Origin of the sequence: Promicromonospora sp. NPDC052451 (assembly GCF_044547525.1) — a bacterium.
Taxonomy (GTDB): Bacteria; Actinomycetota; Actinomycetes; order Actinomycetales; family Cellulomonadaceae; genus Promicromonospora.
In genome coordinates this window covers 639,519-660,513 of record NZ_JBIUAP010000001.1, presented here as the reverse complement: position 1 = coordinate 660,513, position 20,995 = coordinate 639,519, and the positions used below count along the sequence as shown (strand labels likewise).

At 72.8% G+C, this 20,995-nt stretch carries 16 protein-coding genes; 2 read left to right on the top strand and 14 right to left on the bottom strand.

Annotated elements, in window-relative coordinates; all coding sequences use genetic code 11:
• Window positions 1-49: 49 nt before the first annotated feature.
• Together ACIG47_RS02845 and ACIG47_RS02840 are read right to left on the bottom strand one after the other, a co-directional pair.
• Window positions 50-382, bottom strand: a complete 333-nt coding sequence (locus tag ACIG47_RS02845; RefSeq protein ID WP_397418164.1) for a CD225/dispanin family protein — start codon at window positions 380-382, stop codon at window positions 50-52.
• Window positions 383-449: 67 nt separating this feature from the next.
• Entirely contained in the window at window positions 450-2,069 is a 1,620-nt protein-coding gene (locus ACIG47_RS02840; RefSeq protein WP_397429509.1) for a M20/M25/M40 family metallo-hydrolase, read from the bottom strand.
• 237 nt (window positions 2,070-2,306) lie between these two features.
• On the opposite strand from ACIG47_RS02840, the gene ACIG47_RS02835 reads away from it, so the two are divergent.
• Window positions 2,307-2,891, top strand: a complete 585-nt coding sequence (locus tag ACIG47_RS02835; protein ID WP_397429508.1) for a DinB family protein — start codon at window positions 2,307-2,309, stop codon at window positions 2,889-2,891.
• Between the two features lie 178 nt (window positions 2,892-3,069).
• On the opposite strand, the gene ACIG47_RS02830 is transcribed toward ACIG47_RS02835, so the two are convergent.
• From ACIG47_RS02830 to ACIG47_RS02805, 6 genes are all read right to left on the bottom strand, one after another.
• On the bottom strand, window positions 3,070-5,373 hold the full coding sequence (locus ACIG47_RS02830; RefSeq protein ID WP_397418155.1) for a sodium-translocating pyrophosphatase: 2,304 nt from the start codon (window positions 5,371-5,373) through the stop codon (window positions 3,070-3,072).
• 202 nt (window positions 5,374-5,575) lie between these two features.
• Complete coding sequence (locus ACIG47_RS02825; protein WP_397418153.1) at window positions 5,576-6,337, bottom strand: HAD family hydrolase; 762 nt, start codon at window positions 6,335-6,337, stop codon at window positions 5,576-5,578.
• Between the two features lie 2 nt (window positions 6,338-6,339).
• Window positions 6,340-7,836: a helix-turn-helix domain-containing protein gene (locus ACIG47_RS02820; RefSeq protein WP_397418151.1), complete on the bottom strand. Its 1,497-nt coding sequence runs from the start codon at window positions 7,834-7,836 to the stop codon at window positions 6,340-6,342.
• Between the two features lie 421 nt (window positions 7,837-8,257).
• Window positions 8,258-9,592 carry a M18 family aminopeptidase gene (locus ACIG47_RS02815; RefSeq protein ID WP_397429507.1) on the bottom strand — a complete coding sequence of 445 codons (1,335 nt, stop codon included), beginning with the start codon at window positions 9,590-9,592 and terminating at the stop codon, window positions 8,258-8,260.
• Window positions 9,593-9,665: 73 nt separating this feature from the next.
• A complete protein-coding gene (locus ACIG47_RS02810) occupies window positions 9,666-11,348 on the bottom strand; it encodes a hypothetical protein (protein WP_397429506.1) in 1,683 nt (560 codons plus the stop codon).
• Window positions 11,345-11,923, bottom strand: a complete 579-nt coding sequence (locus tag ACIG47_RS02805) for a sigma-70 family RNA polymerase sigma factor (protein WP_397429505.1) — start codon at window positions 11,921-11,923, stop codon at window positions 11,345-11,347. Before ACIG47_RS02805 ends, ACIG47_RS02810 begins: the two co-directional genes overlap by 4 nt.
• A gap of 119 nt (window positions 11,924-12,042) precedes the next feature.
• Here ACIG47_RS02805 and ACIG47_RS02800 point away from each other — a divergent pair, with 119 nt between their 5' ends.
• Window positions 12,043-13,563 carry an oxygenase MpaB family protein gene (locus ACIG47_RS02800; RefSeq protein ID WP_397429504.1) on the top strand — a complete coding sequence of 507 codons (1,521 nt, stop codon included), beginning with the start codon at window positions 12,043-12,045 and terminating at the stop codon, window positions 13,561-13,563.
• Between the two features lie 28 nt (window positions 13,564-13,591).
• Here the strand turns inward: ACIG47_RS02800 and ACIG47_RS02795 are convergent, their stop codons facing one another.
• The 6 genes from ACIG47_RS02795 to ACIG47_RS02770 all read right to left on the bottom strand — a co-directional run bounded on the left by ACIG47_RS02795 (window position 13,592) and on the right by ACIG47_RS02770 (window position 20,927).
• Window positions 13,592-15,085 (bottom strand): hypothetical protein, encoded by a 1,494-nt coding sequence (locus ACIG47_RS02795; protein WP_397429503.1) that lies wholly within the window; start codon window positions 15,083-15,085, stop codon window positions 13,592-13,594.
• Window positions 15,086-15,349: 264 nt separating this feature from the next.
• Window positions 15,350-17,053 carry a hypothetical protein gene (locus tag ACIG47_RS02790; RefSeq protein WP_397429502.1) on the bottom strand — a complete coding sequence of 568 codons (1,704 nt, stop codon included), beginning with the start codon at window positions 17,051-17,053 and terminating at the stop codon, window positions 15,350-15,352.
• Entirely contained in the window at window positions 17,050-17,592 is a 543-nt protein-coding gene (locus tag ACIG47_RS02785; protein ID WP_397429501.1) for a sigma-70 family RNA polymerase sigma factor, read from the bottom strand. The genes ACIG47_RS02790 and ACIG47_RS02785 overlap by 4 nt, the downstream gene beginning before the upstream one ends.
• 138 nt (window positions 17,593-17,730) lie before the next feature.
• Window positions 17,731-19,479, bottom strand: a complete 1,749-nt coding sequence (locus tag ACIG47_RS02780; protein ID WP_397429500.1) for an RNA polymerase sigma factor — start codon at window positions 19,477-19,479, stop codon at window positions 17,731-17,733.
• A 78-nt stretch (window positions 19,480-19,557) separates the two neighbouring features.
• Complete coding sequence (locus ACIG47_RS02775) at window positions 19,558-19,932, bottom strand: sigma factor (protein WP_397429499.1); 375 nt, start codon at window positions 19,930-19,932, stop codon at window positions 19,558-19,560.
• Between the two features lie 71 nt (window positions 19,933-20,003).
• Complete coding sequence (locus ACIG47_RS02770) at window positions 20,004-20,927, bottom strand: class I SAM-dependent methyltransferase (RefSeq protein WP_397429498.1); 924 nt, start codon at window positions 20,925-20,927, stop codon at window positions 20,004-20,006.
• Window positions 20,928-20,995: the final 68 nt, after the last annotated feature.

The following is a 20,995-nucleotide window of genomic DNA, read 5'->3' as shown; positions in this document are numbered from 1 at the left end:
GGACAGGAAGGGCAATCGTGTGATACGTGGCGAAGGGTGGGTGAAGTTGCTACCGGTTCAGGTAGGTGATGCTCGACCAGAACACCACGAGCACCATGACGACGATGCCGATGGCGAGCGTGAGCAGACCCCAGTTGCGCGCACGCCGAGACGCTTTGCGTGCTTTGTCGTGTTGTTGCGCCTTCCAGAGGGCATTGACGCGCATCGCGCTGAAGAGCGCGACCAGTCCCGTGGGAAAGAAGCAGAAGATCGTCACCAGCACCGAGAACAGGAGGTACGTCCGCGGCGGGTACTGGAGCTGCGCCGGGTAGGTGTGGACGTTGACGTGCACGGGCGCACGCGACCCACCCGGTACCGTGGGCGGTACTGCGGAGCTGCTCATGGACGTCCCCCTCACCGATGTAAAGGGAGAACTTAGTCCAATTTCGGCGATTTGTTGAATGCCCAGGTCAGCCCGGGATCTTGCGCAGCACCTCACGATAGAAATGCACGCCGCGACCCAGGGAATCCACGCTCAGGCGCTCGCCCGCACCGTGCACCGACTGCCGCTGCTCCGCGGTCAGCACGAACGGGCTGAACCGGTAGACGTGGTCGCTGATCGGGGTGAAGGTCCGCGCGTCGGACGAGGTGAGCTGCACGTAGGGCACCACGAGCGCGTCCGGGTAAGCGGCGCCGACCGCCTCGCCCAGCAGCGCGAACTGCTGACCGTCGGACGGCGACACCTCGCTCGGCTCGCTGCTCGCCACGACCTCGATCTCGACCTGCTTGTCCCGGACCACCCGGCGCAGCCGCGCCACGGTCCGCTCCACCGTGTCACCGAGCGCGACCCGCACGTCGAGTCGCGCACGGGCCGACGACGCCGCGACGGTCGGTCCCACGCTGCCCTCGAGCTCGGTGACCGCCACCGTCGTGCGCACCGTGGCCGACGCCTCGGGTCCGCCCCGCGCGATCATCCGCGCAGCGACCGTGCGCAGCGGCCCGGAGGCGAGCCGGGTGGCCGTCCGCAGCAGCAGGCCGCGGAAACCCTTGGCGCCGGGCGAGACCCGCTCCAGCATGGTGACCGTGGGCGCACCGACGCGGGCGGCGAACCGGTGCCGGCTCACGCGCGCCGCGGCGCGGGCGAGCCGCCCGGTCGCGGTCTGCCGGCCCGGGGTCGCGGCGTGGCCGCCGACGTCGGTCGTGTACAGGTTCACGCCGACCAGACCCTTCTCGGCGACACCGACCATCGCCACCTGGCGGTCGACGCCCGGGACGGCGTCGGTCACGACCCCGCCGCCCCCGTCGAGCACGAGCCACGGGCGCACGCCCAGCTCGTACAGCCGTCGGACGGCGCGCTCCGCGGACTGCCCGTCGCTCTCCTGGTCCGCGCCGAAGAAGAGCCAGACGTCCCGCTCGGGCACGAAGCCGTCGCCGAGCAGCGTCTCCACGGCGTCGAGCACCGCGACCAGGCTGCCCTTGTCGTCGAGCGTGCCGCGGCCGTGCACGACGCCGTCCCGGATCTCGCCCGAGAACGGGTTGGTCGCCCAGTCGACGCTCTGCACCGGCGCCACGTCCTGGTGCGCCATGAGGACCACCGGGAAGGGGTGCAGCACGTCCTCGCGGCCCTTGCCGGGCCACCGGAACAGCAGGCCGTGCTCGCCCACCGGCTCGCTCTGCAGGGCGTGCACGCGGGGGTAGAACGTCGCCAGCGCGGCCCGGTGCCGCGCGAAGGCCTCGTGGTCGACGTCGTCCGGGTCCTCCGCCGACACCGTGGGGATCTGGACGAGCGAGGACAGGTGCGCGGCGGCGATGTGGCCTGCCGCGGTGTGGCCGTCGCCGTACGGCTCGGAGGACGTGAACGACGACCGGCCCGACCGGACGGGGAGCTCGGCGTCGGGCGCGGCCGGCTGCTCGGGCACCGTCTCCCGCTCCGGGGCGCGCTGCGCGGACCGGGTGCGGTCCGGCGTGCTCTCCCGGCCTGGCTCGGCCGGCGGTACGTCGGAGGGTGCGGGCCGCCGGGCCGCGGCCTTCGCGATCATCGCGGCCGTGACCTGAGGTATGGCCTCGGTCGGGTCGGTGTCGGCACTCACGGGACCTTCTCCTGCTCCGAGTCTGCCCTGAGGGGGCTCCTGCGTCGGCGTCCGCACCCTGCGTCCGCAGGGCGCTCGATAGCACAACACCGCAGACGATAGCGGTCGCAACGGGTTTTCCACATACCCCGGGTGAGGTGTATGCGTGTCCCATTTTGCCGGATACGGCCGCACTTCGCCCGACGGCGGTCGCATATTCCGTTGACCGGTCGCGAGCACGGACGTCCACTGGGCCACATGACAACGGAGCGCTGGAGCCAGGCCACCGTCTACCCCGACATGTGGGCGGACCCGGACGACGACCCGCGAGAGGCGCTGGCCAAGCCGGTGGGTGAGAAGGAGACCCTCTGGAACTACCTCAAGCACTACCGGATCACGCTGGAGATGAAGTGCGAGGGGCTCGACGCCGAGCAGATGGCCCGCCGGTCGGTGCCGCCGTCGACCCTCTCCCTGCTGGGGCTGGTGCGGCACCTGGCCAAGGTCGAGCGCGGGTGGTTCCAGGAGGTGCTGGCGGGTGGCGGCGAGGACCTGCCCCCGCTCTACCACGACCCGGCGCGGCCGGACGTCGACGTGGACTTCGAGGACGCGGTGGCCGATCCGGCCGTCGTGGCCCAGGCGTGGGAGGACTGGCGGCGCGAGGTGCGCGACGCCGACGCCTGGCTGGAGACGCTGCCCGAGGACGACCTGGGCCGGCTGGTGCCCCGGCGCGGGGACGAGATCCCGGTCCGCGACATCCTGGTGCACATGGTCGAGGAGTACGCACGGCACGTGGGGCACGCGGACCTGCTCCGCGAGTGCATCGACGGCCGGGTGGGCCAGTAGAGCCCCCAGTAGAGCCCCCAGTAGAGCCCGCAGACGGCGCACGAGTTCGGCCACATGCTGGCCCGCGACTGATGCGTTCGGTCGGTCGCACCGAGATCGGTCCATCGATGGACCGATCTCGGTGCAACCGACCGAACGCCGGCCAGGCCGTCGGGCAACCTACCGAACTGGTGGTGACCTAGACCGTGGCCGAGGCCCGGTCCTGCTCCGACTCCTGGGCCGCGTCCGTACGGCCCGCGCGCACGCGGGACCAGATCACGGCGCCGAAGGCCACGGCGGCGGCCACCAGCGCGATGCCGATCCGGAGCGCGTGGTTGGCGTCCTCGGGCACGCTGATCGCCACGACCGCCGGGGCGATCAGCAGCGCCACCAGGTTCATCACCTTGATGAGCGGGTTGATGGCCGGGCCCGCGGTGTCCTTGAACGGGTCGCCCACGGTGTCACCGATGACGGTCGCGGCGTGTGCGTCGGAACCCTTGCCGCCGAACTTGCCGTCCTCGACGATCTTCTTCGCGTTGTCCCAGGCCCCGCCCGAGTTGGCCAGGAAGATCGCCATGAGCACGCCCGAGCCGATGGCCCCGGCCAGGAAGCCGGCCAGCGGCCCGACGCCGAGCCCGAAGCCCACCGCGATGGGCGCGAAGGCGGCCAGCAGACCCGGGGTGACCAGCTCGCGCAGCGAGTCGCGGGTGCAGATGTCCACGACCTTGCCGTACTCGGGGCGCTCGTCGAACGTCATGATGCCCGGGTGCTCGCGGAACTGGCGGCGCACCTCGAACACGATGGCGCCGGCCGCGCGCGTCACGGCGTCGATCGCGAGCCCGGAGAACAGGAACACGGTCGCGCCACCCAGGATCACGCCGACCAGGGTGACCGGCGAGATGATCTCGTAGCTGAGCATCGACGTCACCAGCCCGCCGCCGACGCTGCTGACCTGCGCCAGCGCGTGCGACACGGCGTCGGCGTACGAGCCGAACAGCGCGGTCGCGGCCAGCACGGCCGTGGCGATGGCGATGCCCTTGGTGATGGCCTTGGTGGTGTTGCCGACGGCGTCCAGGTCGGTGAGGATCTGCGCGCCCTCCTCGTCGACGTCGCCCGACATCTCGGCGATGCCCTGCGCGTTGTCGCTGACCGGCCCGAACGTGTCCATCGCGACGATGACGCCCACCGTGGTGAGCAGGCCGCAGCCGGCGAGGGCCACGAGGAACAGCGCGAGCGGCACCGAGCCGCCGGCCAGCAGGAACACGCCGCAGATCGCGGCGGCGATGATGCCGGCCGTGTACACGGCCGACTCGAAGCCCACGCCGATTCCGGAGAGCACCACGGTCGCCGCTCCGGTCCGCGAGGTCTCGGCCACGTGCAGCGTCGGCTTCTTGTCCGTGCCGGTGAAGTAGCCCGTCACCCACAGGATGACGCCCGCGAGCACCACCCCGATGAGCACGGCCAGCGCGGACACGACCCGCGGGTCGGCGGTCACCCCGGACAGGTCGGCGGTGCCGGGCACCTGGTCGAACGAGGACGGCAGGTACACGAAGGCCGCGATCCCGGCCAGCACGGCACCCACGACCGCAGAGATGTAGAAGCCGCGGTTGATCGCGGCGAGCCCGCTCTCGGACCCGCGCACCCGGGTGATGAACACGCCCAGCAGCGCGACGAACGCGCCGATCGCGGTGACGATCAGCGGGAACACAAGGCCCTCCTCGCCCATCGCGGCCTTGCCCAGGATGAGGGCGGCCACGAGGGTCACGGCGTAGGACTCGAAGAGGTCGGCCGCCATGCCGGCGCAGTCGCCGACGTTGTCGCCCACGTTGTCCGCGATGGTGGCCGCGTTGCGCGGGTCGTCCTCGGGGATGCCCTGCTCGACCTTGCCGACCAGGTCGGCGCCGACGTCGGCCGCCTTGGTGAAGATGCCGCCGCCGACGCGCATGAACATGGCGAGCAGCGCGGCGCCGAAGCCGAAGCCCTCCAGCACGGCGGGCGCGTCGACGTCGTACACGAGCACGACGAGCGCGGCGCCGAGCAGGCCCAGGCCCACCACGGACATGCCGACGACGCCGCCGGTGCGGAAGGCGATGCGGGCGCCCTCGGCCCGGCCGCCGGGCCGGGTCGCGGCCGAGGCGACGCGGACGTTGGCGCGCACCGCGAGCCACATGCCCAGGTAGCCGATCGCTGCGGAGAACCCGGCGCCGAACAGGAACGCGACGGAACGCCCGACCCGCACGCCCCCGTCCCCCGGCAGCAGGAAGAGCAGCGCGAACACGACCGCGGCGAACAGCACCAGGGTGCGCAGCTGCCGTCTCAGGTAGGCGGACGCGCCCTCCTGGACGGCCTGGCCGATGTCCTGCATCTTCGCGGTCCCATCAGGTGCGGCCAGCACCTGGCGGCGCAGCACGAAGGCGCACCCGAGGGCAGCGGCCGCGATGACGGCGATCACCGCCACCGTGGTGTAGCTCCCTGCGCCGAAAACAATGCCGTCTTCGAGCATCCGTCCTCCTCGACGAGCTCCGGAGGGTTCTCCCCCAGAAATGTGTGTACCCCCATGACCAGCACAAGGCTGATACGCCCCGCCGGCAACGTCGATGGCGGGAAGAAGCAGAGTCTACCCACATGTGACGGCAGTCACTATGTCGTCGAACGGTCGGTCCCGCACCTCGATCCGGTTGCATCCACCGGTTGTCCGGCGGGGCTCACCCGGGCTCGGTGCACCCCGTGAGCGCCCGGATCTCCTGGAGCAGACGCGCTGCGTCCGTGAGGTCCGGCAGCACGACGTCGGCGCCCGCCTCGGCGAGCCGGTCCGCCGGGGTGGTGCCCGAGGCCACGGCGATCACCCGCGCCCCGCCCTCGACCCCGGTGCGCACGTCCTCCAGGGAGTCGCCCACGACCACCGTCGTGGTGGCGTCGAAGCTCGTGGCGTACCGGTCGCGGGCGCGGCGCTGTGCGACCGCGACGAGAGCCGGCCGGTGCGCGTCGTCGGACGAGTACCCGCCCACCTCGGCGTCCACGTACCGGTCCATGCCGAAGACGCGGAGCTTGATCAGGGCGTTCGCCCGGAGGTTCCCGGTCACCACCGTCGCCACGAGGTCGGGCTCGGCGGCGACCGCCTTGAGGGCCTGCATCGCCCCCGGGAGCACGGTGCCGAGCCGGCGGACGTCCTCCGTGTGCGCCTCGAACCGGCGCGGCACGGCCTCCAGCATGCGGGGCAGGAGCTCGTCCGCCCGGGCCCCGCTCACGCCGTTGTCCTCCAGGAGGCCGCGGATCGCGAGCGGCATCGTGACGCCGGTGCCCTTGGCGGGGAGGCGTTCGGCGGGTCGTCCCACGACCTCGGCGAACGCCTCCCGGTAGGCCGTCCGATCCACCTCGCCCACGTAGACCAGCGTCCGGTCGATGTCCCAGAGCACGAGGGCCTTGGCCCCACCGGCCCGGGACGCACCGCGGGGGGTGGCCCGCACGGTCACGACGCGATTGCCGCGATCCGCTCGGTCAGCACGCGCGTCCCGGTACCCGACCGGCGGGTGGAGCCACCACGACGGAGGTCCGCCGACAGGTCCCGCAGGTGCTCGCGGAGACGGGCCGACTGCACCGTCTCCGCGATGGCGACGGCCTCCTCGCCCACGGCGCAGGCCGCGTCGAGGTCGCCGGCCCGGGCGTGCGCCTGGGCGGCACGGCTCAGGAACAGGCCGTGCGTGCGACGCTCGCCCGAGCGCTCCGCGTGGATCGCGTGGCCGAAGCTCTCGACCGCACGTGCCGTGTTGCCGAGGGCGAGGTGCGCCGACCCGGACTGGCCGTGGATCTCGCCCTCGTTCATCCAGTACAGCCAGTGCGGGTCGTCCTCGCCGCGGCCGCGGGCGCACAGCTCGGACGCCTCACCGAGGGCCCGGCGCGCCGCCTCGCCCTCGCCGGCGGCGGCGTGGCCGCGCGCCTGCCGGGTGAGCAGCGTCGCCGCCAGGTGGGGCGCGTCGAGCCGGGCGATCCGGCGCCGGCCCGCCTCGGCGGCGCGCACGGCGTCCCGCGGGTCGCCGCTGGAGTAGCCGTGGATCGCGAGGTACGACAGTGCCCCCGCGCCGAGCCGGTCGTCGGCCGCGGCGTGCGCCGCACGCAGGCCGGCGAGCATGTAGGCACGCGCCGCGTCCGGCCGCCCCGCGTCGAACGCGAACCAGCCCGCCTGGGTGGCGGTGTCGGCGGCGACGGCGGCGAGCTTGCGGCCCGTCACCTCGTCGTACGTGCTGCGCTCCAGCACCCGGACCACCAGGGCGAGATGAGCGCGGGCCAGGTCGGCCACCGCCCCGCTGCCCGAGCCCTTGTCCATGACCCGCAGCTCGTCGAGCGTGCCCTGCAGGTGCCCGCACAGCTCGAGCGACACCCGGGTGCCGGCCGAGGCGCGGCGCAGCGGCTCGGCCTGCTCGGCGTCCCAGCGCTGGATCATCGAGTTGAGCGCGATGCCCGACGCCGGACGCGGCGTCTCGTTCGCCGCGACCTCGCTCGTCGCCGTGGCGGTCACGGGGCCGTTGGCGTCGGCCGCCGGGCGGTCCGCACCGGTGTCGGCGGTGTGGGCGAGACGGAGCGCGCTCAGCATCCGGTCCGCCGTCCACGGCAGGACGGGGTCGGGCGCCGTCGGCGTCACCGACACCGGCGGGGCGGTGACCGGCCCGGACGCGACGGCACGTGCGGGGGCGGCGTCGGGCGCCGGGCTGATGCCCGGCAGCGGCAGCCGCACCAGGTCCGGCGGCGTGCCCAGCCCCGTGAGGAACTGGACCACTCGCGAGACGTCGGTGAGTCGGCGGTCACCGCACTCCAGCATCGACAGGTAGGACTGGCTCAGCCCGGTCAGGGCCGCGACGTCCTCCTGGCGCAGCGGGACGAGCTGGCGCACCATCCGGCTGACCTGGCCGAAGTCCCAGTCGGCGAGGGCTGACCGGACGGCTTCGTCCTGCCAGACACGGGTGGGCACGCTGGGCAGCGAGACCACGGGAACGGACTCGGTGCGCCGGCACGCGGCGCAGCGAGCTTCGGAGTTGTAACGGCTGAGAACACAGCCGCAGCGGGCGCAGGTGCGAACGGTGGCACGAGGCAACGGGGGCTCCTGAGGGTCCGGCATTTCTCTTTTGCCGAGTTCTCGGCTCGGATGACCACAGTGGTATCACCCTCCCGAGGTCCATGCATCCGGACGGTACTAGGTATTTTCTTCCATGCTGATGCCCACCTTCGCTGGAGAGTTTTCGCAGGTCAGGCGGATTGTTTCTTGGACAAACGTCCAACTCATGTCCGTATTGCACCCAATGTATACCTGGACAGAACCAACGGAAACCAGCGAAAGCGCAGGTCGCTCCGATTAACCCGGTTCTCCCCCGATCCGGGAGGATTCGACGCCGTCACCGGGCGAGGACGGCCTCCATCGCCCGCGTGAGGTACCACGGATCGACCACCGCGGTGAGCTCACGCGCCGAGTGCATCGACAAAATTGGTACCCCGACGTCCACGGTTCGGATGCCCAGACGGGTCGCCGAGATCGGTCCGATCGTCGATCCGCACGGCACCGCGTTGTTGGAGACGAACTCCTGGGTGGGCACGCCGGCCGTCGCACAGGCGGCCGCCCACACCGCCGCGCCGTGCGCGTCCGTCGCGTAGCGCTGGCTGGCGTTGATCTTGAGGATCGGGCCACCCCCGGCCACCGGGTGGTTGGCGGGATCGTGCCGCTCGGCGTAGTTCGGGTGCACCGCGTGCCCGACGTCGGACGACACGTGCAGCGACGCCGCGAACGCCTGCGCCTGCTCCTGGGGCCCCGCCCCCAGCGCGGTCGAGACGCGGACCAGCACGTCCTGCAGGAACGGCCCCGCCGCCCCCGAGCGCGACGCGCTGCCGATCTCCTCGTGGTCGAAGGCCGCGAACATCTCGACGCCGGTCCCGGATGCCCCCGAGGCGGCCCGGGCCAGCAGCGCCGTGAGCCCCGCGTGCGTGGACAGCAGGTTGTCCAGGCGGGCCGACGCGAACAGCGCCTGACCGGCGCCGAAGGCTCGGGCCGGCTGCGTCTCGGCCAGCACCACGTCGTACCCGCCGACCGCCGCCGGGTCGATGCCGGCGTCGGCCGCGAGCGCCGCCAGCACGTCGGCGCTCTCCGTGTCCCCGAGGCCCCACACGGGCTGGGTGTGCCGCTGCCGGTCGAGCGTGAGGCCGTTGTCGTTGACGCCACGGTCCAGGTGGATCGCGAGCTGGGGGATGCGCAGCATCGGTCCGGTGCGGACCAGGTGCTCGGTGCCGTCGAGCGTGACGAGCCGGCCGGCGAGCTCCAGCTCGCGGTCGAGCCAGGAGTTCAGCAGCGGCCCGCCGTACACCTCGACGCCCACCTGCCACCAGCCGCCCGGCCCGTGGGTGGTCGGCTTCGGCTTGAGCTTGAAGCCGGTGGAGTCGGTGTGCGCGCCCAGGATGGTGAAGGGGGTGGTGGGACCCGCGGCGTCGGGCACGGTGAAGGCGATGACGGAACCGTCCCGCACCACCACGTAGCGCCCGCCCGGGGCCACGTCCCACGCGGCGTCCTCCGTGAGGCGGGTGAAGCCCGCCGCCTCGGCGCGCCGGGCCGCCTCGGCGGCCGCGTGGTACGACGACGGCGACGCCGTCACGAACGTGCCCAGGTCCTCGGTGTGGCGGCGGGCCTCCTCGGGAACCTGGGACGCGGACGGCGGGGCGGGGGTGGTGTTCTGGTCCGTCATGCCGCCCATTATGTGTCGCCGTGCCGGGCGTGCAGGTCGCCCCGGGTGACCTGGACGCCCGGCGCGGCTGGGGTCAGTCGCCGGCCGGACCGGTGGTGTAGTACAGCCAGTCGCCGTCCGTGGTGATGCCGACCCGGGGACCGTGGTAGCCGTCCGCCCGCTGGGCGTCGGCCTGTCCCTGCGTGAGGACGCCGGCGGTCACCAGCTCCGCCCAGGCCTCGTCCGAGTCCCGGAACTCGTCGGTGACGACCCGTGGCCAGACAACGACCGCGTCCGGGGCGCCCCCCTCGGGGAACGCAGGTGTGGTGTTGCTCACCAGGGCGGCCAGCCGGAGGTAGCGGCCAGGGTCGGACTCCGGCAGCGCGAACGTCTCCTCCGGGGTCTGGGTACCGGACATCAGCTCCACCCCGTGCTGCTTCGCCAACGCGACCAACGCCTCGGAGTTGCAGACCTGGGCGAGCACCATGATGTTCCCGGCGGTCGCCGAGGTGCTCTGGGTCAGGTCGTCGAGCCCGGCCGCGTAGTCCGGCTCGAAGCCGGTCGCCGAGCACTCGGGCAGGCCGTCCCCGTCGGCGGGCGTCTCCGGTTCGAGCGAGATCCACAGCCGGGCGACGTCGTCGGACACGTTCGGCACCCGGATGTCGATGGTCTCCCCGCTCCGGTGCTCGGACAGCACCCCGACCGCCGACCCGGCCTCGTCCCCGTCGCAGGTGATCGAGGTGGCCTCGAGCACCTCCCCGGTGGAGGGCAGGATCAGCTCGGCCCGGACGACCGTCTCGGGATCCGCGCCGGCGCACCGGCCGATGACCCGCATCGGGGTGTCCGACGAGAAGTCACGCTGCGTCATGTCGGCGGTGAACCAGTCGGTGCTGCGGTCCAGCTCGAACCGCGAGACCTGTCCCTGCGCAGGTTCCGGGAACTCGACCGCCGACCCGCCCGGGTGCGGTTCGCCCGGGCTGTGCGCACCGGCCGCGTCGAGACGGACCGGTACCGGGTCGCTCACCACGGTGGCCCGGCTGCCGGAGGCGACCTGCGGGAACGCGACCACCCGCACCTCGTAGTCGCCGTGGGGCAGGGGTGTCTCGTGCTGGAGGTCTCCGCCGTACGAGCCCGGCACGCACGTGGTCATCGAGCTGCCCCGGGCCGTGATGGCGTCCCGACCCGTACCGACCAGCGGATCCGCCTGTCCGTCCCATCCCTCGAAGACGTTCGGCCCGAGGTCCAGCACCACACCGTCCTTGCTCCACACCAGCACGGGCGGGGTGTCGAGCGAACCCTCCCCCTGCTCGTACGTGGTCGCCATGCCCCAGACGCGCGACGAGTCGCCCCGCAGCTCCGCCGAGTGCGCGTAGATGTCACCGGCCGGGGCCACGGACCACCCGGGCGCCGTGCTCTCCAGGTCTGCCACCGGCATGCCGCACGTCAGGTCGCTCCAGCCGAGCCACGGCGGCTGGTAACCCTCCTGCACCTCGAAGTCCGGCGTGGCCGGCAGCAGCTCCGCCGCGTCCGGCGGCGCGAGCTGCGCCGCCCCCAGCACCAGGGCGCCCGCCAGGGCGAGGGCTCCGCCGCCCAGGCCGCCGAGCTTCGCCGTCCGACGCCGCCGCACCCGGCTGCTCATCGCGGGCACCGCGGCCGCCGGCCCGGTCGGTGACGCGGGGTCCACCCCGCCGGCCAGCGCGCCGAGCGTCCGCGTCAGCAGGTCCGTGCCCTCAGGGTCCACCCAGCCGTGGTCGGGCCCGTCGTCGTACCGGTTCATCGTCCTGTCCTCTCCGCCGGGAGCACTCCGGCCGGTTCCAGCACGTCCCGCAGGACGTTCAGCGCGTCATGGAGGTGGCGCTTGACGGTGCCCGGGGCGTTCCCCAGCCGTTCCGCCACCTGGTCGATGGACATGTCCTCGAAGTAGCGCAGCACCACGCACGCACGCTGCCGCGGCGAGAGCCGGGCGAGCGCCTGCACGACGTCCGCCCGGGCGGTGATGCCCGAGTCCGGGAACCGCACGTGGTCGTCCACCGCGATCCGGGGCTCGATGTCGGCCCACCTCTTCCTGCGGCGCCAGCCGTCCAGGTAGAGGTTCAGCACCATGCGTCGCACGTACGCCTCCGCGTGGACCACCGGCCTGTCCCCGGTCTCGTCCAGCGGCACCGTGCGCATGCCCGGCGTGCTCCGGCCTCGGCGCCCGCCCGGCCGTACCAGGCGGGAGCAGTACCGCACCAGCGCCTCCTGCACCAGGTCCTCGGCCTGCCGGACGTCGCCGCACAGCGTGTAGGCGTACCCGACGAGCACACCGCCGCGCTGCATGGCGAGCGTCTCCAGCTCTTCGTGCCAGCCCATTGCCGGCTCCTTCCTGCCGTCTTGACCGTGTCGACGAACCAGGCCGCCGGGAGGTTGTGGGGTATCGGTCTCCAGGTGTCCGATGTTCTTGCCGCGGCCGGACGGTTCAGGATGGTGGCATGGCCGACGCTGTGGACAACCATGTGGACAACGGCGCCTACCCGCGGCGGTTCCGCTCCGCCGAGGCCCGCGGCAGGCGCATCGGCCGGCCGCTGCGCCTGCTCGGCCGCGTGCGCGGCGTGGACGAGGCGCTCCTGGACCGGATCGGCCGCGCGTTCTTCGAGCAGGACGACGCCGGCGCCGCGCTCGCCGCCGCGATGCGGCTCCCTCCAGGTGATCCGGACAGGGTGACTCGCGCACAGCTGACCGCTTCCCTGGCGCACCCGGACCTTGACGCGGTGGTCGGTCCGTTGCGTGGTGCCCGGATCGGTCCTGTGCACGGTGCCGGGAGCGAGATCGGTTCCTTGCACGATCCCCAGCGCGAGACCGGTCCCCTGCACGATCCCTGGCGCGAGTTCGGTCGGTTGCCTCGAGATCGGTCCATCGATGGACCGATCTCGAGACAACCGACCGAACTCGACGCGCGTGCGCAGCAGGTGACCGAATCCGGAGCCCAGGACACACCCCCGGCACACCCAGCACACCCAGCACACCCAGCAGACCAACGGCCGACGGCGCTGCAGAGCTTCCTCGCCGCGGTCACCACCGTGCCCGACTGGGTGGACTGGGAGCTCATGGACGAGGGCGCCGCCGTGCTGCGCCGGCTCGGGCAGAACGCCGCGGACGTGCTGCTGCAGCTCTCGCTCGTGGGCGGGTACCGGTTCGGCGGGCCGACGGACCTGTTGGTCGCGACCGGGGCCCTGACCGGCGACACCCTGCGCCGCCTCGCGGACACGCAGGAGTGGACGGTCGGTCTGTCGGAGCCCGGAGCGCTGCGGGTCGGCGGTCCGGCGTGGCGGGCCACCGTGCGGGTGCGGGTGATGCACGCGCTGGTCGGCGCGTCGTTCACGGGCGACAACGCATCGCCCGGACCGGCCGCTCGCCCCTGGGACACCGACCGCTGGGGGCTCCCGGTCAACCAAGCCGACCAGGCCGCGACGCTCGGGCTGTTCGACGGCACCGTCGTCCTCGGCTGCCGGGCGCTCGGGGTACCCGTCCCGCCGTCGGACAGCCGGGCCCTCATGCACCTGTGGAGGTGGGTGGGGCACCTGCTCGGCGTGCACCCCGACTTCCTGGTCGACGACGAGTGGGCGCGGCACCGCCTCAACCATCACGTGCTGCTCGCACAGGCCGGGGTGTCCGACGCCGGGCCGCTCCTCGCCCGGGCCCTCGTCGCCGCCCAGGCCGACCGCACCTACCCCGGTCCCGTCTGGTGGCAGCCGTGGCGGGCGGGGTACGAGCGGGAGCGGCTGCTGTCGATGCTCACGGCGTTCCTCGGGGTGCGCAGCATGCGCGAGCTCGGGCTGCCGCTGCGCCCGCCGTGGGCGCACGCGTACCTGCTGCCGCTCAACACGTGGCGGTACCGCGTGCGGGGGCGCGGCGCTCGCGGCCGCGCCCGGCTCGACCGGTGGGGGCGACGCCGCAGCGACCGGGTCCTGGCGAGCTACCAGACGTGCCGGACGCCCAGGTCACGTGGGTGACCTGGGCGTCCGGCACATGGTTGCGGGATCAGTCCGTGGAGGAGTAGTACCGCCACGTCCCGTTCTCGGCGATGCCGACGACCATGCCGGTGTAGCCGAACGTCTCGTCGGCACGCTGGGCGTCGGCCTGCTCCTGGGTGAGGATGCCGGCGTCCACGACCTCCTGCCACGCCTCGTCGGAGTCACGGAACTCCTGGGTGGCGACGCGCGGCCAGACGACCGTCTGGTTGGCCGGGTCCCCGCCCGCGACGGCGGGCCGGGTGCTGCCGAGCAGGGCGACCAGGCTCCGGTAGTGCTCCACACCTTCGGCCTCGGGCAGGGCGAACGTCTGCTCCGGGGTCTCGGTGCCGAACATGAGCTCGGTCCCCGAGTCCGCAGCGAGCGCGACCAGTGCCTCGGAGTCGCAGTCGAGCGCGGCGGTCACGATCGACGCCGCGGCCGCTGCCGCGCCCTCGGTCGGCGCGTTGCCGTCCGGGTAGAGCGGCGTCATGCCGGTCGCCGAGCACTCACCGGCCGGGCCGCCGGGCGTGGCCGACGCGAGGGTGAACGAGGCGCGGGCGACGCCGTCGGGCACGCGCGGCAGCCGCAGGTCCACGACCTCCTCGCCGCCCGCCAGGACGCCGACCTCCGAGCCGGCCTCCAACCCGTCGCAGGTGACCTGCGTGGACGCCAGCACCTCACCGGTCGAGGGCAGCACGACCTCGACCGGGAGCAGGTCCTCCGGGTCGGAGCTCTCGCAGATGCCCTCGATCCGCATCGGGGTGTCGGACGAGTAGCCGCGCTGCGTCTGCCCCGCGCTGACCCACTCGGTGGACCGGTCGAGGTCGAAGCGCGTGATCTCGCCGTCGAGCTGGTCCACGGGAGCGGTCGCCGCGTCGCCGCCGCGATCACCGACCGGGCTGTGCGCGCCGTCGGCGTCGATGCGGACCGGCACCGGCTTGCTTACCACGGTGTCCCACCGGCCGGACCGCGTCTCCGGGAAGGCGACCACCCGTACCTCGTAGTTCCCCTCGGGCAGCGGGGTCTGGAAGCGGTCGCCCGTCTCCGTCTCCGTCGGCACGCAGGTGCTGTACGCAGCGGCCTGGGCCTCGATGGCGCCCCGCCCCGCGCCGAGCAGCGGCTCGGACTGCGGACCGGGCCCGTCGAAGACGTTCGGCCCCAGGTCCACGACCACGCCGTCCTGGCTCCATACCAGCACGGGCGTGACGTCGAGCGACCCCTGCCCCTCGCGTACCTTCGCCGCCATGCTCCACGACGTGGTCGGGTCGCCACCGAAGTCGGACGTGCGGCCGTAGACGTCACCGGCGGCCCGGGCGGACCAGCCGCGCGCCGACGAGCGCAGGTCGGCGTCGGACATCCCGCAGGTCAGATCGGTCCAGTCGAGCCAGGAGGGCTGGTAGCCGTCCAGGATCGGCACGTCGGTGGCGGCCGACGGCGCGGCGGCGTCCGCCTGGTCCGGTGCCGCGAGCTGGGCGGCACCGAACGCCAGCACGCTCGCCAGGGCGATCGCGCCACCGCTCATCCCTCCCAACCTCGCGGTCCGACGGCGGCGCGCTCGCCGACTCGTCGCCGTCACGGTCTGGGCGGTCCCGGCCTCGCCGAGGTGTTCGTCGTACTGATACATCGCAGGTCTCCGTTCGTCGTCGCCGTTCCTGCCTTCATCCCCCATGACGCTCCACCCGGCCCCGTCGTTGGGGTGCCGGCTGCTCGTTCTTCGACCGGTGCATGACAAACGCCCAGGTCACCGAGGTGACCTGGGCGTCTGGCACGGTGCCGGCGCGGAGTGCTACTCGTCGGCGGAGTAGTAGCTCCAGGTACCGTCCGGGTCGATGGCGATGGTCATGCCCGTGTAGCCGAACGTCTCGTCGGCGCGTTGCTCGTCGGCCTGCTCCTGGGTGGCCAGGCCGGCGGCCACGACCTCGTCCCAGGCCGCGTCGTCGTCGCGGAACTCGTCGCTCACGACACGCGGCCACCGCACGACGCCGGTCTCGGCGTCGACCGCGCCGGTCGTCCCGGCCAGCAGGGCGACCAGCGTCCGGTAGTGCTGCGTGTCGTCAGGCAGGGCGAAGGTCTGCTCCGCCGTCTCGGTGCCGAACATGAGCTCCGTGCCGTGCTGGTTCGCCAGCTCGACGAGCTGGTCGGAGTCGCACGCCAGCGCGGCGTCCACGATGGTCTGCGCAGTGGCCCCGACGGCCTGGCTCGGCGCGCTCGCCAGGTCGTACCGCAGGGTCATGCCGCTGGCGGAGCAGTCGCCCGCCGCCTCGCCGCCGGTTCCCGGGGCGAGGGTCGCCCAGAACCGCGCGACGCCGTCCGGCACGCTGGTGAGGCGGATGTCGAAGGACTCCTCACCTCCGCCGACGACGTCCTCCGACTCGAAGGTGGTGCCGTCGCAGGGCACCTCGCCGGACGCGAACGGCTCGGCGGCCGACGCCTGCGTGACCTCGTACCGGACCACGTCCGCCGGGTTCGTGCTCTCGCACTCGGCGGTGATCCGCGGTACACCGACGGTCACGTACCCGGTCCAGGTCATGTCCGCCGTGACCCAGTCCGTGCTGCGGTCGAGCACGAACCGCGACAGCTCGCCCTCGACGGGCTCCGGCGGCTCGATCGTCGCCGAGCCGCCGCGGGTCCCGGTCGCGGTGTGCGCACCGTCGGCGTCGAGACGGACGTCTACCGGCTCGCTCACCGCCGTCGCCCACTGGCCCGGGGTGACCTCGGGAAAGGCGAGGACCTGCACCTCGTAGTCACCCTCGGGCAGCGAGGTCTCGAAGAGGTCTCCCGCGGGGCCGTCCGAGGGCGCGCACGTCGTGTACGCGCCGCTCTCAGCCTGGACTGCGCCGTCGCCCGCGCCCAGCAGCGGCTCGGTCTGGACCGGGGCCCCGAAGACGTTCGTCCCGAGGTCCACCACCCGCCCGTCCTGGCTCCACACCAGCACCGGCGGCACGTCGAGCGATCCCTCGCCCGGCACCGTGGTCGCCGCCATGTGCCAGGTCGGCACCTCCTCGCCGCCCATGGCCGACGTCCGGGAGTAGATGTCCCCCGCGGACGCCACCGACCATCCCGCAGCCGTGGTCTCCAGATCGGTCACCGGCATGCCACATTCCAGTCCGGCCCCGATGTCCTCGATCCACGAGGGCTGGTACCCGTCCTCGATCACGCTCGTCGCGGCCGGCCCGCTCGGCGCGGGGTCCGGCGCCTGGGTCGGGTTCGCCGAACCGTCCGACGTCGCGACCCGGGTCGGGTCCCCCGGCAGCACCGGCTCCGACGTGTTCCACACGGGCGACTGCGTCACGCCGAACGCGAGCACCCCTGCCACCACCAGGCTGGCACCGGCGAGGCTGCCGACCTTGACGGCCCGGCGGCGTCGTACGCGGTCACGCACCACTCCGAACGAGACATGCAGGTCGTCCGCCTCCCCACCGGGCATCGCGTCGGCCGCCCCCCGGAGCGCGCCGCTCAGGAAGTCATTGTTCAGGTCGTCGTGGCTCATCGGGCGGCCCTCCCTTCGGCAGGTCGGAAGTCATCCGGGCGCAGGATCTCCTGCAGGTTCCTCGTCGCGTCGGACAGGTACCGCTTGACCGTGCCCTGGGCGGTGCCCAGCGCCTCGGCGATCTGCGGCACCGTCATGTCCTCGAAGTAGCGCAGCACCACGCAGGCGCGCTCGCGGGCCCCGAGCCGGGCGAGCGCGCTCATCACGTCGGCCTTCGCCGTGGCCGCCTGGTCCGCACCGCGGGTGCTGGGGTCGTCGGCCAGCAGGTGCTTGATCCCGGCCCAGCGCTGCCGCTTGCGGTAGCCGTCCAGGTAGATGGTGAGGATCGCGCGCCGCACGTACCCCTCCACGTTGGTGAACGGGGAGTCCAGGTCGTGCGCCCGGCTGCCGGCCGCCACGCCCACCGCGCCGCCGCGGCCGGGGCGGCGCAACCGCGAGTACACCTTCACCAGGGCGTCCTGGACCAGGTCCTCGGCGAGCGCGCGGTCGCCGGAGAGCATGTAGGCGTAGCGGACCAGGGCGCCGCCCCGGTTTCGCATGAGCTCATCGAGCTCGCCTTCCCATGCCGCCATACCCACCCCCCGCGTGCGTGTGTGCTGTCATCGTCTCCACACACCCCGTGACGCGCAGGTCGGGGATTTCGTTGGTCGACGACTTCGCCGACGACCACCCGATGCTCAGCCGTCGGCGCCGGAGAGCCGGTGCCGCGCGATATCCATCGCGATGAACCGCCGATCTTCGGCCGAACCGGGGTCGATCTCCATCAGTGCGTACACCTCGTAGCGCCCGCGAGGCATCCCCGCATCGGGATTCCGCAGGCATGTTGTGTCGGGTTGCCCGATCGGGACCTCGACGGTCGTTGCGCCCCTCTCATCCACGTGAAACGGCTCCACGGACCCGGACGCGACGTCAGGTGCAAGAGCCACGACCCGGCCGGCACTCAACCAGACGAGCGTGACCGGCGCCCGGGTCGCCTCCAGTGCGGGACCCACGCGCTTCGTGAACGCGACTGACGCATGGTCCCTCCCGGTCGAGATCGTGGCGAGCTCCGGGGCCCAGCCGGGGTATGTCGCACCGGGGATGTCCGAGGCCGGGCTTCCGCAGGCCAGGCTCGTACCGTGGAGCCACGGCGGCTGGTACCCATCGCGGATCTCGACCGTCGAGGGCTCCTCGCTCGGCATCTCGAGCGCGGGCACGTCGGCGGCGACGGGATCGCTGACCGCGTACCCCGCGATACCTGGCTCATCAGTCATCCACCACAGGACGGCGTACACGTCGTATGTGCCGCGCGGCCGCTGGTCCAGGTACTCCTCGTCGTACGACGCGCCATCGACGGTCCAGGTGCCGCACGCGGTCGCCGCGCCTGCCTCGGCCACGTCAGTCGTGGGCTCGTCCACGTCGGGGATCGTGTACTCGCTCTCGTTCCAGCCAGGACCGAGGTCGACCACCCGGCCGTCCTGCGCAAACACCAGCTGCGGCACCACGCCGGTCAGCTCCTGCCCCTCCCTGTCGGTCCGGGTGACCCGGACCGGCGCCGTCAGGTGCTTGCTGTCGGGCGCGACCTCGACCGGACCCGTCACGTCGAGGCGCACCGTGTCTGACGATGACGTCAGCGCCGTGACCTCCATACCGCAATAGAACGGCACCTGGTCGACTGGCCAGCCAACCGGCACCCGGCCGCCGACCGACGCCTCCACCCCGGAGGGGCTGGGCGTCGCAGGCGGCACCGGTTCCGACATGAGGCGTACAGGCCCCCACGCCATCGCGATCGCCAACAGCACAGCCGCCACGACCGCGCCACCGACCGCGGCGAGCTTCACCGTACGGCGCCTGCGGACGACACCGGACACCGTATCGACGCGCCGGACCAGGTCGGTGTCCATCTCGGCTGCCGTCATCTCGGCGAGCGACGCACGCAGCACCACCATCGCGTTCGAAAGGTGCCGCTTGATCGTGCCAGGGCTTGTTCCCAGTGTCTCCGCGATGTTCGGCACCGTCATGTCCTCGAAGAAGCGCAGCGCCACGACCTCGCGCTGGCGCGGTGAGAGATGGCGCATCGCAACGCCTACGTCGACCCGGGCTGTGGCCGCTCGATCGGCTCCAGGTGTCACGCGGTCGTCAGCGATCAGGTGCTCGATGCCCGCCCATCGCCCACGTCGGCGGTATCCGTCCAGATAGGTGGTCAGGATCGCCCGGCGCACGTAGCCCTCGGTGCTGTTCGCGGACTGATCGCTCAGGTCGATGCGGGTGCTGCCGTCGGCCGCCGTGTCCCGGGGCCGCCGCAGGCGCGAGAAGACTCGCACCAGCGCGTCCTGCACGAGGTCCTCGGCCTGCTCGCGGTCCCGCGTCAGCGAGTACGCGTAACCGACCAGCGCGCGGCCACGCCGCACCATGAGCTCCTCGAGCTCGCTCTCCCACAGCGCCATCAGTGACGCCCCCTCTCCGTCCTCATGCTTCCCGACGAGCGAGGAGGCGAAAACGATGATGCCTGCCGACCAGGAGTGCTACGGCCTCCCGGTCTGCCAGAGTGCGCTGATCGGCAGCGCCCGGAGCTTGGGGCCGAACGACAGGGTCTCGTCGCCGGTGTACAGGACGTACCCGGCCAGGAAGTGGTTCCGCCTGCGGTACCCGTCCAGGTAGATGGTCAGGATCGCGCTCCGCACGTACGCCTCGGCGCTGGTGGTCTCCGACCGTCCCAGATCCAGCGGCGCCTCATCCGGGCGCGGCGGACGGCGCAGCCGGGAGTACACCTTGACCAGCGCGTCCTGCACGAGGTCCTCGGCCTGCGACCTGTCCCGCGTCAGCGAGTACGCGTACCCCACGAGCGCGCCGCCGCGCTGCGTCACGAGCTCGGTGAGCTCGCCCTCCCACTGGACCATGGCGGTCTCCCCTCTTCTGCCGCCTGTAACGGACGGAGGGCAGGAAGCGTTGAGACAGTACGTGCGCGGGATCAGGCTCTGCGCCGGGCCGCCAGCAGGACGGTGGTGTGGTCCACGGTGAACCCGTCCTCCCCGGCCAGCTCGTTCTCCAGGGCGGACCGGGTGCCGTCCAGCACGGCGTGCCGCAGCGGCTCGGGCAGGCGGGCGAACCCGCCCGACGTCGGGACCTGGTCGAGCCAGTCCGCGACGGTGTACTGCCGCTGCCACGTGTACCGCCAGCGCTCCGGCACGGCGAAGCCGCCCGCCTCGTCCAGGCCGTCCTGCGCACGGTCGAGCATCGCCTCGTAGCCGTCGGCCGCCGAGCGGCCCGGGGCATACATCCCCGCGCCCGGCGTGCCGGCCAGGTCCCGCGAGTAGACGGCGTGCAGGGCCGAGCGGAGCGCCGACGGCAGGTCTGCGGCGTGCCAGAACACCGCCAGGACGCCGTCGTCGCGCAGCACCCGTGCCGCCTGCGCAGCCCCGGCGACCGGGTCCACCCAGTGCCAGGTCATACCGGACGCCACCACGTCGAACGAACGGTCCCCCGGGTCCCACCCCTCGAACCGGGCGACCTCGACGTCCAGCCCGCGCGCCCTGGCAACGGCCGCCATGCGTGCGTCCGCCTCCACGCCGAGCACGCGGGCGCCGGCGGCACGGAACGGGAGGGCCGAGAGACCGGTGCCGATCCCGACATCGAGCACGCGCGGCGGGGCGGCCACGGTCCCGGCGGAAGGCGTCGGCCCGGTGGCGGACCCAACCGCGGCCGGATCCGTGCCGGCCGCCGCGCCCAGCCGCGCGCCGTGGCCGGCCCGGTAGGCGAGCACCGCGTCCGCGACCGGCCGAGGCGTCGCCAGTCGAGCGCGGTCGTAGCGTTCGGCGTCGCCACCGAACCCCTCGGCGGCTCCTCGGTGCAGGTGAGACGTACGGAGGCCGTCCGGCTGCGGAGAAGTGGGCATGCGCCCACGCTAGTGGGCGAACGCCCACTCAGGCAACATTGCTGACGGACCCGACCGCCCACGGCCGG